13 protein-coding genes are annotated in these 14,236 nt (G+C 70.2%); 10 read left to right on the top strand and 3 right to left on the bottom strand.

Features of this window, described 5'->3' with window-relative positions; genetic code table 11:
- Nucleotides 1–2 precede the first annotated feature (2 nt).
- Complete coding sequence (gene glgX / locus OG842_RS08635; RefSeq protein WP_266729037.1) at nucleotides 3–2,168, bottom strand: glycogen debranching protein GlgX; 2,166 nt, start codon at nucleotides 2,166–2,168, stop codon at nucleotides 3–5.
- A gap of 402 nt (nucleotides 2,169–2,570) precedes the next feature.
- Here glgX and OG842_RS08630 point away from each other — a divergent pair, with 402 nt between their 5' ends.
- Nucleotides 2,571–3,803: an SAV2148 family HEPN domain-containing protein gene (locus OG842_RS08630; protein ID WP_266729035.1), complete on the top strand. Its 1,233-nt coding sequence runs from the start codon at nucleotides 2,571–2,573 to the stop codon at nucleotides 3,801–3,803.
- Nucleotides 3,804–3,885: 82 nt separating this feature from the next.
- Entirely contained in the window at nucleotides 3,886–4,617 is a 732-nt protein-coding gene (locus OG842_RS08625) for a 3'-5' exonuclease (RefSeq protein WP_328512183.1), read from the top strand.
- Between the two features lie 236 nt (nucleotides 4,618–4,853).
- On the opposite strand, the gene OG842_RS08620 is transcribed toward OG842_RS08625, so the two are convergent.
- Entirely contained in the window at nucleotides 4,854–5,720 is an 867-nt protein-coding gene (locus OG842_RS08620; protein ID WP_328512182.1) for a phosphotransferase enzyme family protein, read from the bottom strand.
- A 104-nt stretch (nucleotides 5,721–5,824) separates the two neighbouring features.
- On the opposite strand from OG842_RS08620, the gene OG842_RS08615 reads away from it, so the two are divergent.
- The 8 genes from OG842_RS08615 to OG842_RS08585 all read left to right on the top strand — a co-directional run bounded on the left by OG842_RS08615 (nucleotide 5,825) and on the right by OG842_RS08585 (nucleotide 13,389).
- Nucleotides 5,825–6,796, top strand: a complete 972-nt coding sequence (locus OG842_RS08615; protein WP_328512181.1) for a carbohydrate ABC transporter permease — start codon at nucleotides 5,825–5,827, stop codon at nucleotides 6,794–6,796.
- Nucleotides 6,793–7,632, top strand: coding sequence for a carbohydrate ABC transporter permease (locus tag OG842_RS08610; protein WP_328512180.1), 840 nt, complete (start codon nucleotides 6,793–6,795; stop codon nucleotides 7,630–7,632). Before OG842_RS08615 ends, OG842_RS08610 begins: the two co-directional genes overlap by 4 nt.
- Nucleotides 7,632–8,930, top strand: a complete 1,299-nt coding sequence (locus OG842_RS08605) for an ABC transporter substrate-binding protein (RefSeq protein WP_328512179.1) — start codon at nucleotides 7,632–7,634, stop codon at nucleotides 8,928–8,930. The genes OG842_RS08610 and OG842_RS08605 overlap by 1 nt, the downstream gene beginning before the upstream one ends.
- 539 nt (nucleotides 8,931–9,469) lie before the next feature.
- Nucleotides 9,470–9,550, top strand: coding sequence for a tryptorubin family RiPP precursor (locus tag OG842_RS45175; protein WP_350985409.1), 81 nt, complete (start codon nucleotides 9,470–9,472; stop codon nucleotides 9,548–9,550).
- A 114-nt stretch (nucleotides 9,551–9,664) separates the two neighbouring features.
- Nucleotides 9,665–10,708, top strand: a complete 1,044-nt coding sequence (locus tag OG842_RS08600; protein ID WP_266729015.1) for a cytochrome P450 — start codon at nucleotides 9,665–9,667, stop codon at nucleotides 10,706–10,708.
- A 359-nt stretch (nucleotides 10,709–11,067) separates the two neighbouring features.
- Nucleotides 11,068–12,270: a S8 family peptidase gene (locus OG842_RS08595; RefSeq protein WP_266729013.1), complete on the top strand. Its 1,203-nt coding sequence runs from the start codon at nucleotides 11,068–11,070 to the stop codon at nucleotides 12,268–12,270.
- A 121-nt stretch (nucleotides 12,271–12,391) separates the two neighbouring features.
- Nucleotides 12,392–12,982, top strand: a complete 591-nt coding sequence (locus OG842_RS08590) for a DUF1697 domain-containing protein (protein ID WP_266729011.1) — start codon at nucleotides 12,392–12,394, stop codon at nucleotides 12,980–12,982.
- The gene (locus tag OG842_RS08585; protein ID WP_266729009.1) at nucleotides 12,979–13,389 is read left to right on the top strand and encodes a nuclear transport factor 2 family protein; all 411 of its coding nucleotides are present in this window, start codon (nucleotides 12,979–12,981) and stop codon (nucleotides 13,387–13,389) included. Before OG842_RS08590 ends, OG842_RS08585 begins: the two co-directional genes overlap by 4 nt.
- Here the strand turns inward: OG842_RS08585 and OG842_RS08580 are convergent.
- Nucleotides 13,386–14,171: an ABC transporter ATP-binding protein gene (locus tag OG842_RS08580; RefSeq protein ID WP_266733480.1), complete on the bottom strand. Its 786-nt coding sequence runs from the start codon at nucleotides 14,169–14,171 to the stop codon at nucleotides 13,386–13,388. The two genes, OG842_RS08585 and OG842_RS08580, sit on opposite strands and share 4 nt — an antisense overlap.
- Nucleotides 14,172–14,236 lie beyond the last annotated feature (65 nt).

The following is a 14,236-nucleotide window of genomic DNA, read 5'->3' as shown; positions in this document are numbered from 1 at the left end:
GCCTACGCGGGCCGCTGCAGCACCGCCATGCTGCGCCCGACCAGCGTCACCCGATCGCCCCCCGCCACCTTCGGCCCCGAGCCGGGCATGACTCCGACCGGGCGCGCCGTGTCGACCACCACCAGCCACTGCCGGCCGTGATTCACCGGAACGGAGAACTCCAGCGTCTCCGCGCTCGCGTTGAACATCAGCAGGAACGAGTCGTCGGAGATCCGCTCGCCGCGCGGCCCCGGCTCCGAGATCGCGTGACCGTTGAGGAAGACCGTCAGGGCCTTGGCGTGCGCGGCCTGCCAGTCCCGCTGCTTCATCTCGCCGCCCTCCGGTGTGAACCACGCGATGTCCGAGAGCTCGTCGTGCGTGCCCTCGACCGGACGGCCGTGGAAGAACCGGCGGCGCCGGAAGACCGGATGGTCGCGGCGCAGCCACACCATCGCCCGGGTGAACTCCAGCAGACTGCTGCCCTCGGTGCCCGCCCCGCCCCGGTCGGCGCCGTCCGCCTCTTCCTCGGCCGCCTCGTCCGGATCGGGCCAGTGCACCCACGACAACTCGCTGTCCTGGCAGTACGCGTTGTTGTTGCCCCGCTGGGTGCGCGCGAACTCGTCGCCGTGGCTCAGCATCGGCACGCCCTGCGACAGCATCAGCGTGGCGATGAAGTTCCGCATCTGACGTGTCCGCAGGTCGAGGATCTCCGGCTGGTCGGTGTCCCCCTCCGCGCCGCAGTTCCAGGACCGGTTGTGGCTCTCGCCGTCCCGGTTGCTCTCGCCGTTCGCCTCGTTGTGCTTGTCGTTGTACGAGACCAGGTCGTGCAGCGTGAACCCGTCGTGGCAGGTGGTGAAGTTGATCGAGGCGAGCGGCCGCCGCCCGTCGTCCTGGTACAGGTCCGACGACCCGGTCAGCCGTCCCGCGAACTCCGCGAGGGTCCGCGGCTCGCCCCGCCACAGGTCCCGCACGGTGTCCCGGTACTTGCCGTTCCACTCGGTCCACAGCGGCGGGAAGTTCCCCACCTGGTAGCCGCCCTCGCCCACGTCCCACGGCTCGGCGATCAGCTTCACCTGGCTGACCACCGGGTCCTGCTGCACCAGGTCGAAGAACGACGACAGCCGGTCCACCTCGTGGAACTGCCGGGCCAGGGTCGCCGCCAGGTCGAAGCGGAAGCCGTCCACGTGCATCTCGGTCACCCAGTACCGCAGCGAGTCCATGATCAGCTGGAGCACGTGCGGCGACCGCATCAGCAGGGAGTTCCCGGTCCCCGTGGTGTCCATGTAGTACCGCTGGTCGTCCGCCAGCCGGTAGTACGAGGCGTTGTCCAGGCCCCGGAAGGAGAGCGTCGGGCCCAGATGGTTGCCCTCCGCGGTGTGGTTGTAGACCACGTCGAGGATCACCTCGATGCCGGCCTGGTGCAGCGCCCGCACCGCCTGCTTGAACTCCAGCACCTGCTCGCCCCGGTCGCCCCAGGAGGCGTAGGCGTTGTGCGGGGCGAAGAAGCCGATGGTGTTGTAACCCCAGTAGTTGGCCAGCCCCGCGTCCGCCAGCCGGTGGTCCTGGACGAACTGGTGAACCGGCATCAGTTCGATGGCCGTGACGCCCAGTTCCGTCAGATGGGCGATCACCTCCGGATGGGCCAGCCCCGCGTAGGTGCCGCGCAGCTCCTTCGGCAGCCCCGGGTGGAGCATCGTCAGGCCCTTCACATGGGCCTCGTAGATCACCGTGCGGTGGTAGTCGGTACGGGGCCGCCGGTCGTCGCCCCAGTCGAAGTACGGGTTGACCACCACCGAGGTCATGGTGTGCGGCGCCGAGTCGAGATCGTTGCGCGCGTCGGGCCGGCCGAACGGGTAGCCGTACACCGCCTCGCCCCACCGGATCTGCCCGGCGACGGCACGGGCGTACGGGTCGAGCAGCAGCTTGGCCGAATTGCAGCGGGCGCCGCGCTCCGGCTCGTACGGCCCGTGGACCCTGAATCCGTACCGCTGACCGGGCATCACCCCGGGCAGGTAGGCATGGCGGACGAAGGCGTCGGTCTCCCTGAGCTCCACCGCCGTCTCGGAACCGTCGTCGTGCAGCAGGCACAACTCGATTCGTCTGGCGGCCTCCGAGAAGACCGCGAAGTTGGTCCCGGCGCCGTCGTACGTGGCACCGAGGGGATACGCCTGTCCCGGCCAGACCTGCATAGGTTCGACCCTTCCACTTCTGATCCGGGTGCCTGGGGCTTGCGGCTGCAAGGGCCCGTCCGACCCCTGATCCGCCCGACAGGCCCTGAGCCAGATCTTCCCCGAAAGAGGTGCGGCTACCTAGGACCGACCGGCACGTCACGCGGTCCGGTCAACTTCGGGCCTCTCCGTGTCGCCCGGAACCGGGATCCGGACCCGGAAACCCGGCGCTCGCCCGGTCCAGGGCCCCGGATGGGGTGGTTAATCACTATGAATCCTCTCACTACGGCAGATCTTGCCGCCGGGAACATGCCCGCGCCGCAGGGGAGTTGGCGAAGCAGCATGTGCATCCGGCTGCACCGGCTCCCGCTCCCGGAGTACCCTTCCTTGATCGTTGGTGGGGGAGTGGAAGGCGGTGCGCGGGTGAGCTCGGGCGGATTCGAGCTGCCCCCAGGTGACCCGGGTCACGAGGGGGACTCCACCGATGTCCCGCCAGGGGCGGTATCGCTTGCGCAGCCCATGGAGATCGGCGCGGAGCTGGACTGGGGAGCGGACGCCTGGAGCGAGGTGCGTACGCGCGCGCAGCGGGCCGGACGGGCCTACATCTGGCTGAATCTCGTGGAGCAGCGGCTGCGTGCCGTGGTCGCCGCGGTGCTCCGGCCCATCTACGAGCCGGTCCACGGCGAGGACTGGGTGGTGGCCGCCGCCGGACCCGCCGGGCAGGAGTGGGTGCAGCGCGCCGTCGCCGTGCGCGAGGTGTCGCGCCGCAAGGGCTACCTGCTGGACCCGGCCGACGACAACGTCCTCAGCTTCCTCACGCTGCCTCAGCTGCGTGAGCTGATGGTCCAGCACTGGCCGTGCTTCGAGGCGTACTTCGACGACCGGCGCGAGGTGGAGCTGGCGCTCGACGAGCTGGAGGTCGCCCGCAACGTGGTCTCCCGCAACCGCGCCCTGAACGAGGCGGTGCTCGCCCAGGCCGAGCGCGCCTCCGCCCGGCTCCTGGAGATCCTGGGCAGCGGCGCCGGGGTCCCGTCGGCCGACCGGCTCCCGGTCGACGCCGTCGAGGAGCTGGTCGGCGACCGGTACGCGGACGTGGTCTCCGTCCACTCCGACCGGGTGCGGCTCCAGCGCCAGCTGCCCGCCGAGGACCTCTTCGGCGGTTCGCGCCGGCTCGACGCGATCGGCATAGGGCTCAACCTGCTGGTGCAGAACTTCTCCGGCCGCAGGCTCATCCGGCTCGCCGAGTCGGGCTGCCGGGTGCGGCTGCTCTTCATCAACCCGGCGAGCAGCGCGGTCAAGCGCCGGGAGCGGGAGCTGGGACTGAAGAAGGGCGAGCTGAGCCGGTCGGTGGAGATGAACATCCTCCACATGCGCCGAGTCCGCTCCAAGCTCCGCGATCCGGGCGCCTTCGAGATCCATGTGTTCGACGAGACCCCGCGCTTCACGGCCTATCTGGTCGACGGGGACGGGACGGACGCGGTCGGGGTCGTCCAGACCTATCTGCGGCGCGCACGCGGCATGGAGGCGCCCGTGCTGGTGCTGCGCGGCGGCGGGCGCGCCGTGGTCCGGGCGGGGCAGGACAACGAGCACGGACTCTTCGAGACGTACCGCGAGGAGTTCGAGTCGGTGTGGGCGGACTCCCGGCCCGTCTCCTGAACGAGGGGCCGCGACCGCGTTGTCAGTGGCGCGTGCGAGGGTGGTCAGCACCTGGGGGAGAGCACCACGAAGGAGGTACGGGATGAGCTGGCACCGGGAGGCGCTGGTCGGCTTCGACCTGGAGACGACGGGCACGGAACCGCTGGAGGCCCGGATCGTGACAGCCGCGGTCGTCGGCGTCGGCGGCCGGGACGGGGAGCCGGTGCGGCAGCGCGCCTGGCTGGCGGATCCGGGCATCCGGATCCCCGCGCAGGCCTCGGCGATCCACGGCATCAGCAGCGAGCGGGCGGCGGCGGAGGGCCGGCCGGCGCGCGAGGTGGCCGACGAGATCGCCGACACCCTCACCGGCTACTGGCGCCGGGGCGTGCCGGTCGTCGCGTACAACGCGGCCTTCGACCTGACGCTGCTCACGGCGGAGTTGCGGCGGCACGGACTGCCGTCGCTGAGCGACCGGCTCGACGGGGCCGGGATCGGCCCCGTCATCGACCCGTACACCATCGACCGGGCCGTCGACCGCTACCGCAAGGGCAAGCGCAACCTGGAGGCGGTCTGCGTCGAGTACGGCGTGGTGCACGGCGGAGCCCATGACGCGGGGGCGGACGCGCTGGCCGCGGTCCGGGTGGCGTACGCCATAGCCGAGCGGCACGGCTCGGTGGCCGAGCTGACCGCCGCCGAGCTGCACGAGCGCCAGGTGGAGTGGTACGCGCAATGGGCGGCGGACTTCCAGCAGTTCCTGCGCCGCAAGGGGACAGCCGACGCGGTGATCGACGGCCACTGGCCGCTGCGGGAGCCGGCCGGGGTCGCCACCGGCTGACGGCCCGGCCCCGCGGCCGGGTTCAGCGGGCGGTGCTCAGACCGACCGGCAATTGGGGGGCGGCGTCGCGGGGCTGGGCACGCGCATCTGCCGCGTTGTCGTCAATCACCATGGCTCCTTCCCCAAGCTGTCAGCTGCGTTCGAGCAGGGGAGACCCCATCTGCCTCAATCCTCCGCCTTGCAGCTGCACGCACCCAGCCCCGCTCCTTCTCCCACCCCCCAATTGCCGGTCGGTCTCAGAACGGATACCACCGCACCGCCGTGTCGCCGTCGCGCAGTGAGGCCACCCGGCGGCGGAATTCCGCGAGCGCCTTCGGATTGGCCGGCGCGTGCTGGGACACCCACGCACAGCTGGCCGTCTCCCGGGCCCCGCGGAGCACCGCGCAGCCCTCCCACTCACGGACGTCCCAGCCGTACGCGGCGGTGAAGGCGTCGTACGCCTCGGGCGCCAGGCCGTACCGGTCCCGGGACAGCGCCAGCACCACCAGATCGTGCTCGCGCAGATCCGCGGAGAAGGTCTCCAGATCGACCAGCACCGGACCGTCCGGACCGACATGGACGTTACGGGGCAGCGCGTCGCCATGGATCGGCCCCGGCGGCAGATGGGGGACCAGAGCGGCGGCGGCCGCCGCGAAGCCGTCGCGGCGCTCCCGCAGATAGCCGGCGTCGGCCGGATCGATCGCATCGCCCGCGAGCCGCAGCCAGCGTTCGACCCCGCCCAGCACTTCGCGGCGCGGGAGGGCGAGACCCTCCGGGGCGGGCAGCGCGTGCACCAGGGTGAGCAGCGGCGCCAGATCCCGCGGCTCCGGGGGGCGTACGGCATCGGGCAGCCGGTGCCAGAGGGTCACGGGGTGCCCCTCGACCAGGCGCGCCGCGGGCTCCGCGGCCCGTACGGCAGGCACGTCCGAGGCGGCCAGCCACCGGGCGACGGCCACCTCGCGTTCTGCCCGTTCCCGCAGTTCCGGGTGGCGCACGGCGTCCCGGCCGACCTTGACCACCAGGTCGCCGACGGCGAACACCGCGTTCTCACCCATCGCGAGCAGCTCCGCACCGCCGGACAGCCCGGCAGCGGTCAGCACCTCACGCGCACGCATCTCGTTCATGACTCCGATTTTCGCATCAGTGCAGGCCTGCTTGACGAACCGACGGACCGTCAGCACGATGACGGAGGCCACCTGAGCGGCCAGAACGGTGTGAATCCGATCGAATGACGCAAGGGGGCGGATTCGTGACATTAGCGAGTGCAACCGTACGTTCCGAGAGACATGGTCCGCCCGGCAGCCCGCAGGACAGACGGTTCCGGCCGGTCAACCGGAGCGCCGGTACCTGGTTCCTGGTGCTGCCCGCGCTGATCCCGATCCTGGTCCTGAGCGTCGGCCCCCTGCTCTACGGCATAGCGCTGGCCTTCACCGACGCCCAGTCCGGCCGTACCCGCTCCACCCAGTGGGTGGGCGGACTGAACTTCCAGGACCTGCTCCACGACACCCTCTTCTGGGACTCGTTCCGGATCGGCCTGGTCTGGGCGTTCGGTGTCACCGTCCCGCAGTTCGTACTGGCCCTCGGCCTCGCCCTGCTGCTCAACCAGAACCTGCGGCTGCGCTGGCTGGCACGGGCCCTGGCGATCATTCCGTGGGCGATGCCCGAGGTGGTGGTGGGCCTCATGTGGCGGCTCGTCTACAACCCGGACGCGGGCATCCTCAACGAGACCATCCGCGACCTCGGCCTCGGCGACGGCAGGGACTGGCTCACCGGACTCGCCACCGCCCTGCCCGCCGTGATCGTGGTGGGGATCTGGTCCGGCATGCCCCAGACCACCGTGGCCCTGCTCGCGGGGCTGCAGAACACCCCGCACGAACTCCACGAGGCCGCCGCCCTGGACGGCGCCGGTGCCTGGCGCCGCTTCCGTACCGTCACCTGGCCGGTGCTCCGGCCCGTCGCGCTCTCCATCACCGCGCTCAACTTCATCTGGAACTTCAACTCCTTCGCCCTGGTCTACGTACTGACCAACGGCGGACCCGGCGGCCGCACCCGGCTGCCGATGCTCTTCGCGTACGAAGAGGCCTTCCACTACGGACAGTTCGGGTACGCGGCGGCGATGGGCTGTGTGATGGTCGCGGTGATCTCCGTGATCCTCGCCGTGTATCTCGCCGGCCGGCTCAGAGGAGGCGGGGACCGATGAGCATGCGCACCGGAAGAGCCGCACGCGCCGGACAGTACGCCGCACTCCTCGGCTACCTCGTCTTCCTGGCGTTCCCGTTCCTGTGGCTGGTCTCCACCGCCTTCAAACCGGCCCGCGAGCTGGGCTCCCTGCATCCCACCTGGATCCCGGAGAACCCGACGCTCGACAACTTCCGCACGGCGTTCGACGAACAGCCGCTGCTGCAGGCCGCCGCCAACTCGCTGATCGCCGCTCTCTGCGCCGCCTTCATCGCGGTCCTCGTCGCCACGCCCATGGCGTACGTGATGGCCCGCCGCCGCTCCAGGCTCTCGACGGTGGCCACCGGCTGGGTCGTGATCAGCCAGGCGTTCCCGCTCGTCCTGCTGATCATCCCGCTCTTCCTGATCCTGAAGAACCTCCATCTGATCAACACCCTGTGGGGGCTGATCATGGTGTACGTCGTCTGGGCGCTGCCCTTCGCGCTCTGGATGCTGGTCGGATACGTACGGGCCGTGCCCGCCGAGCTGGAGGAGGCCGCCTCGGTCGACGGAGCGGGCCGGCTGCGGACGCTCGTCTCGGTCACCGCCCCGCTGCTGGCCCCCGGCATCGTCGCCACCGCGCTCTTCGCCTTCATCACCGCGTGGAACGAGCTCTTCTTCGCGCTCGTCCTGCTCAAGACACCGGAGAAGCAGACCTTGCCGGTCGTACTGACCCACTTCATCGGTGCGGAGGGCGCGGCCGATCTCGGGCCGCTCGCCGCCGCCGCGTTCCTCGCCACCCTGCCCTCGCTGGTCATCTTCGCGGTCATCCAGCGGCGGATCACGGGCGGCATGCTGGCCGGGGCGGTGAAGAGCTGATGCGGGCATCGCTGCGCAGGACGGCCGCCGCGGCGGCCACCGCACTGGCCCTGCTGCTCACCGGCTGCGCCGGGACGGACGACGGCCGGGACACCGGCGGGCGGATCGAGCTCAGCTTCCAGTCGCTGGCCTGGCAGAAGGAGTCCGTCGACGCCAACAAGCAGCTGGTGAAGGAGTGGAACGAGGCCCATCCGGACATGCACGTCAGCTACGTCCAGGGCAGCTGGGACACCGTCCACGACCAGCTGCTCACCTCCTTCGAGGGCGACGAGGCACCGGACATCATCCACGACGCCTCCGACGACCTGGCCGACTTCGCCTACAGCGGCTACCTCGCGGACCTGCGTGGGCTCCTTCCCGGCAGGCTGACCGCCGACATCCCGCAGCAGAGCTGGTCCACCACCACCTTCGGGGACGGCGTCTACGGAGTGCCGTTCCTCCAGGAGCCCCGCGTCCTGATCGCCAACACCAAGATCCTCGCGGAGTCGGGGGTCCGCATCCCGACCCCCGAACACCCCTGGAGCTGGTCCGAGTTCCGGCAGGTCACCGAGGAACTGACGGTCAAGGGGCGGTACGGCATCGCCTGGCCGCTGAAGGAACCGGTCTCCGTCACGCTGAACCTCGGGCTCTCCGGCGGCGGTCAGCTCTTCCACCGCGGTGCCGACGGCAAGGTCACCATCCGCGTGGGGGAGGGCGACCGGATCGTCCCCGGCACCATCCACGACCAGGTCAACACCGACCGCAGTGCCGCGCGCACCGCACTCGGCATGGGCGGCTCCGACACCCTTCCCGGGTTCTTCGGCGGCAAGTACGCGATGGTTCCGCTGGGCTTCTCGTACCGCCAGCAGGTCGTCGAACAGGCACCCGAGGGCTTCGAGTGGACGGTCCTGCCGGCTCCCGCGGGCAGTGCGGGCCTCGCCCAGGGGGTGAGTCCGCAGACCCTGTCCGTCTCGGAGGCGAGCCCGCACAAGAAGGAGGCCGCGCAGTTCATCGACTTCCTGCTGCGGCCGCCGAACATGGTGCGGCTGGCCAAGGGCGACTGGATGCTCCCGACCGGCACCGCGGCCCTCGCCGACCCGTCCCTGCACACCGCCGAGAACGGCTGGGTGACCGGTGCGGCCGTCGCGAAGGCACTGCGGCCGGCGCCCGCCCAGTCGGTGCGCGGCTACCCGGAGTGGAAGGACAAGGTCGCCACACCGGCCCTTCAGGAGTACTACAGCGGGGCCATCGGGGCGGACGAGCTGAGGAAGCGTCTGGTGGACGACGGCAACCGGGTCCTGGCCCGCTACCAGCGCTGAGGAAACCCGAAGCCCTCCGCGCCGAGCCCGCACGTACATGGGCGCCGGCGGGGAGGGCTTCGCGGTGCCCGCGGGTTCAGTTTCATGGGCCAAGCAGTGTCCGCCCCGATCGACCCGCCCATTACCGACCGGTACGTTTCTTTCGGCGGGTAACCGAAAGTATCCGGGAAATCGCACGCGGATACCGGCCTCGATTCCTCGCATTCTTCAATGTCGGCGATTCAGACATTCAATGGCGTGAATCAGCCTCTTCGGGCTCTTGTGTCCGGGCGTCCGTGCCGGTATGGATCCCACGTCCTTCCTGGTGACACGGTGTCTAATCCCGGAGCCCCCGCACTCCTCGAAGGGTTGTAGAAAGCTGAATGCCCCTCCGCTTTCCTTAAAAAGAAGTCATTGACAATTCCTTTCCTGCTGGGCTTCACTCCTTTCGGCGGTGAGCGGCTCTGAATTCCCGACCCTGGGTCGGGGGTTGGTGCCGCGAACGGCTCAATCCATGCACGCCGGAATGCAAATTCAGAGTAAAAGATGGAGGTGCTGTTATGAAGTTCCTTTTCTTGCTCAAGGACAAGATGACGCCGGAGAAGAGCCTGAAGGCGTACGCCTGGTACCACTGGTACTAGGCCGACAGACGGTCCGTCGTTTCGAGGGACACGGTCAGTCGATTCGGGCCCGTGTCCGGCCAGGCCTCATCGGCCCGCCGGGCGCGGGCCCTTCCCGCTTCTTGGAGACCACCGATGTACATGTCCGGTACCGGCAGCCGTGCCCGGGACGTCGTCTTCGCGCCGAGACTCCAGGCGCTCCTGCGAGACCACCGGGGCGAGGAAGTCTTCCGTCTCGACCCCGGCACCGTCGGTGTCGCCGGGGCCGAACTGACGGACCGGATCCTCGCCGCCAGGCCGGCCACCGAGGTCGAGCGTCCCACGTTCAAGCCGCTGCACGGACGGTCCATCCCGCGCACCGAGGCGTCCACGGTCATGCAGGCCATCGGCCGGGACGTCCGGACGGCGCTGAAGAAGCCCGTCAAGGCGGTCGACCTGTCCGGTGAATGGCCGCACGTCGGCCATGTGTTCCTGCGCGATCTGGTCCTCGAAGGCGACCCGTACCGGCTGCGCATCCTCATGGACCGCGCTCTGGAGCTGACGCCCAAGCTCACCTGGACGGTCATCGCGGCCGGGGCCGCGCTGCCCGGCAGGCTCCGCCCCGGCGCACCCGTCTCCGCCATCGCGGGCCTGACCGCCGAAGCGGCGAACTACAGCGACCGCCGCTACGCGATGGGGCTCTACCGGCGGGCGGCGGCCCCGGTCTGCTTCACCGTCTCGACGCTCGTCGCCAACGCGCTCTGGCTCGGCTCGCCCTTCGACGACGACACCTCGAACCACAACATCCTGTACGAGGCCATGCGGCTGCTGCCGCCCTCCTGGAACATCCTGCGCAGGGCGTCACCGGAGTATCCGGCCCTCGACTCCCGGATCGGCGCGACCGACGACATCCTGCTCCTGCCGCTGCTGAGCCATCGCGACCCCGCGCTCTGGGAGGACCCGGACGAGTTCCGCCCCGAGCGCTGGGACAGGCTCGACCCCGACGACCAGCCCGGCTACCTCCCCTTCGGCCATGCCTCCGAACGTTGTTGGGGCCGGCACATGGTGATGCCGCTCGCCGAGATGCTGCTCGACATGCTGCGCGGCGACGGCCTGACGGTGAGTCCGGAGCAGACCGCGGCGAAGGTGCCGCTCGCCGGACTGATGGGGGTCGCCGACGTCCGGGTCGTCCGCCCCTGACGCGACGGCCCGACCGTCCCCGACCTCAATTTGGTGACCGCGTGAGGGCTCTGTGAACACGGGGGTGGAATCCGGCCGCCGCCCCGTCCGGCCGGGCGGCCGGACGGGGCCCGTCTTCCCGCCTGCGAAGTGTGCCGGTCGGGCAGTAACCCCGGTGCCTGCGGGGGATGTTGTGGCACGGGTGCCCGACTTGGGCGCGGCTGGCCGGTTTTTTATTACGAAACCTTGTTGAGTAAGTCACAGCCGCATGAAGGTCTTGATCTGGGCGCGTCAATCGGCGAGGGTTTCGAGCCAACCCCCGGAGATCTTCCGGCCGAGGGTCAATCCCCCCACAAAGAATGACGAGGAGACCCCTCTTCATGGCAATTCACAAGCGCGCACGCCGGTTCAAGCTGACCGCGGCGATAACCGCGGTGGCCGCGGCCGCCGGAGTCACCCTGCTCAACACCTCGCTCGCCGGCGCCACCCCCGCTCCCGCGATGGGCGTCGTCTACGGCGCCGATGCGGCGAACGCCGTCTCGGGCAGCTACATCGTCATGCTGAACGAGAAGGCCGACAAGGCGGAGCTCGCCAAGGAGTACGGCGGCAAGCTGAAGCGCAACTACAGCTCCGCCATCAACGGCTTCTCCGCCAGCGGCCTTTCGCTCACCGAGGCCAAGCGCCTGGCGGCTGACCCGGCCGTCTCCAAGGTCGTCCAGAACAAGAAGTTCCACATCGACGAGACCCAGGACAACCCGCCGTCCTGGGGCCTGGACCGGATCGACCAGACCGAGACGGCCGGCGACGACGCGTACACCTACCCGGACAGCGCGGGCGAGGGTGTCACCGCGTACGTCATCGACACAGGGGTCCGCACCACGCACAACGAGTTCGAGGGCCGGGCCAGCTCGGGCTACGACGCCGTGGACAACGACGACAGCGCCGACGACGGCAACGGCCACGGCACCCACGTGGCGGGCACCATCGCCGGTGCGACCTACGGCGTGGCCAAGAAGGCCAAGATCGTCGCCGTCCGGGTGCTCGACGACTCCGGCTCGGGCACCACCGAGCAGGTCGTCGCCGGTATCGACTGGGTCACCGAGAACCACGAGGGTCCCTCCGTCGCCAACATGAGCCTCGGCGGCGGCGCGGACGAGGCGCTCGACGCCGCGGTCCAGAAGGCCATCGCCTCCGGCGTCACCTTCGCGGTGGCCGCCGGAAACGAGTCCTCCGACGCGAGCGAGAGCTCCCCGGCCCGCGTCCCCGAGGCCATCACGGTCGCCTCGTCCACGGTGGACGACGAGCAGTCGTCCTTCTCCAACTACGGCTCGATCGTGGACATCTACGCCCCGGGCTCGGACATCACCTCGTCCTGGAACGACAGCGACGACGCCTCCAACACCATCTCCGGTACGTCCATGGCGACCCCGCACGTAGTCGGCGCCGCCGCCGTCTACCTCGCCGGCCACCCGGACGCCACTCCGGAGGAGGTCGCCACCGCGCTGACCGACGGAGCCACCCCCGACGCGATCTCCAACGCGACCGAGGGCACCCCCAACAAGCTGCTCAAGGTCGTCGAGTAACCGACCCCGCAGCCGTGACCGGGCGAAGGATGCCCGGCACAACGGAATCGGCGGCCGCCGCGCCCTCCCCCACGGGGCGCGGCGGCCGCTCCGTGTGAAGAGATCGTCCTATGGTGTGCCCATGACGATGTACGCGGCGCTGTTGCGCGGGATCAATGTGAGCGGCCACAAGAGGGTCCCGATGGCCGAACTCCGCACACTGCTCACCGAACTGGGACACGGCGACGTCCGCACCCATCTGCAGAGCGGCAACGCCGTCTTCAGCAGCGCGTCGGACGACGAGAACGCCCTCGCCGCCGAACTGGAGCAGGCGATCGAGAAGCGGTTCGGTTTTCCCGTCCCCTGCCTGGTCAGGGACGGCGCCTACCTGGCGGCAGTTGCGGCGGCCTGCCCGTTCCCGGCCGCCGAACTCGAAGGCAAGCAGCTCCACATCACGTACTACGACCAGCCGGTCGACGCCGACCGCTTCGCCGGGATCGACGCGGCGGCCTACCTCCCCGAGGCATTCGGTCTCGGCGACCGCGCGCTCTACCTCTACGCCCCCGACGGGCTGGGCCGCTCGAAGCTCGCCGACGCGCTGTCCCGCACCTCCGTCACCAAGGGTCTCGTCGCCACCTCGCGCAACTGGAACACCGTGGAAAAGCTGGTGCGGATGACCGCACCGCCAAAGACGGCTCACGCCGGACCCGTACCCGACGGAGCCCCGGCATGACCGAACCGTCACCCGGCGTGGCCGCTGCGGTCGAGGGCGAGCTGCGCCTCCTGGACCCGGCCGTGCGCGCCTCCGCCGAACTCCTCTCCCAGGTGTTGCACCCGGACTACCGCGAGATCGACTCGTCCGGCCGGGTCTGGGACCGCGACACCATGATCGCCTCGCTCACCGCGTCGGACGCACCGCGCCCCGGCCAGATGACCGCGTCCCGGATGAGCGGGATCCAGCTCGCCCACGACCTCGTCCACCTCACCTACGACACCGAGACGAAGGGACACCTCGCCCACCGCAGCTCGGTGTGGCGGCGGGCCGAAGAGGGCTGGGCGCTCTATTTCCACCAGGCGACCCCCTTCGGCGACACCGCGAACACCGCGGACACCGGCGGCCCCGACGGGGGCACGCCCTAGGACCGGACGAAGCGCTGCGCCCGCGCCGCCCACCGGCCGTCCGTGCGGGAGATCTCCACCGGATGGCCGAAACAGTCGCTGACCCGGTCCGTGGTCAGTACCTCGTCCGCCGGACCCGAGGCCAGACACCGGCCGCCCCGCAGCAGCAGCGCATGCGTGGTGGACGCGGGCAGCTCCTCCAGGTGATGGGTGACCAGGACCGTCGCCAGCTCCGGATGCTCCTCGCGCAGCACGTCCAGACTGTCGAGCAACTGCTCACGCGCGGCAAGATCCAGACCGGTGGCCGGCTCGTCGAGCAGCAGGAGCCGCGGCTGCGGCATCAGTGCGCGGGCGATGAGCGTACGGCCCCGCTCACCCTGCGACAGCGCAGGCCAGCGCGAACCCGACTTGCCGCCCATGCCCAGCATCTTCAGCAGCCGCTCCGCCTGCTCCCGCTGCTCCTGGCTCACCGACCGGCGCGGCACCGGCTCGACCGAGTTGGTCAGACCGGTCAGCACCACCTCGTGCACCGAGAGCGGGGAACGCAGCGGATGACGCGGATTGACATGCCCGAGCAGCGACCGCAGCTCCCGCAGATCGACCCGGCCGAGGGTGCGTCCCAGCACCTCCACCGACCCCCGGGTGGGGTGACCGACCGCGCCGAGCAGCCCCAGCAGTGTGCTCTTCCCGGCACCGTTGGCACCGAGCAGCGCCCAGTGCTCACCGCTCCGTACAGTCAGCGAGACCGAGTCGAGCAGGGTCTTGCCCTCCCGTACGAGCGAGACACCGACGGCCCGGATCACCGGGACGGCGGGAGCAGCGGCCGGGGCGGGAACACCGGCGACGACAGGGCCGGTGGCAGTACTGC

It is taken from the genome of Streptomyces sp. NBC_00376 (assembly GCF_036077095.1).
Taxonomy (GTDB): domain Bacteria; phylum Actinomycetota; class Actinomycetes; order Streptomycetales; family Streptomycetaceae; genus Streptomyces.
This window is presented reverse-complemented; position numbering and strand designations above follow the sequence as displayed.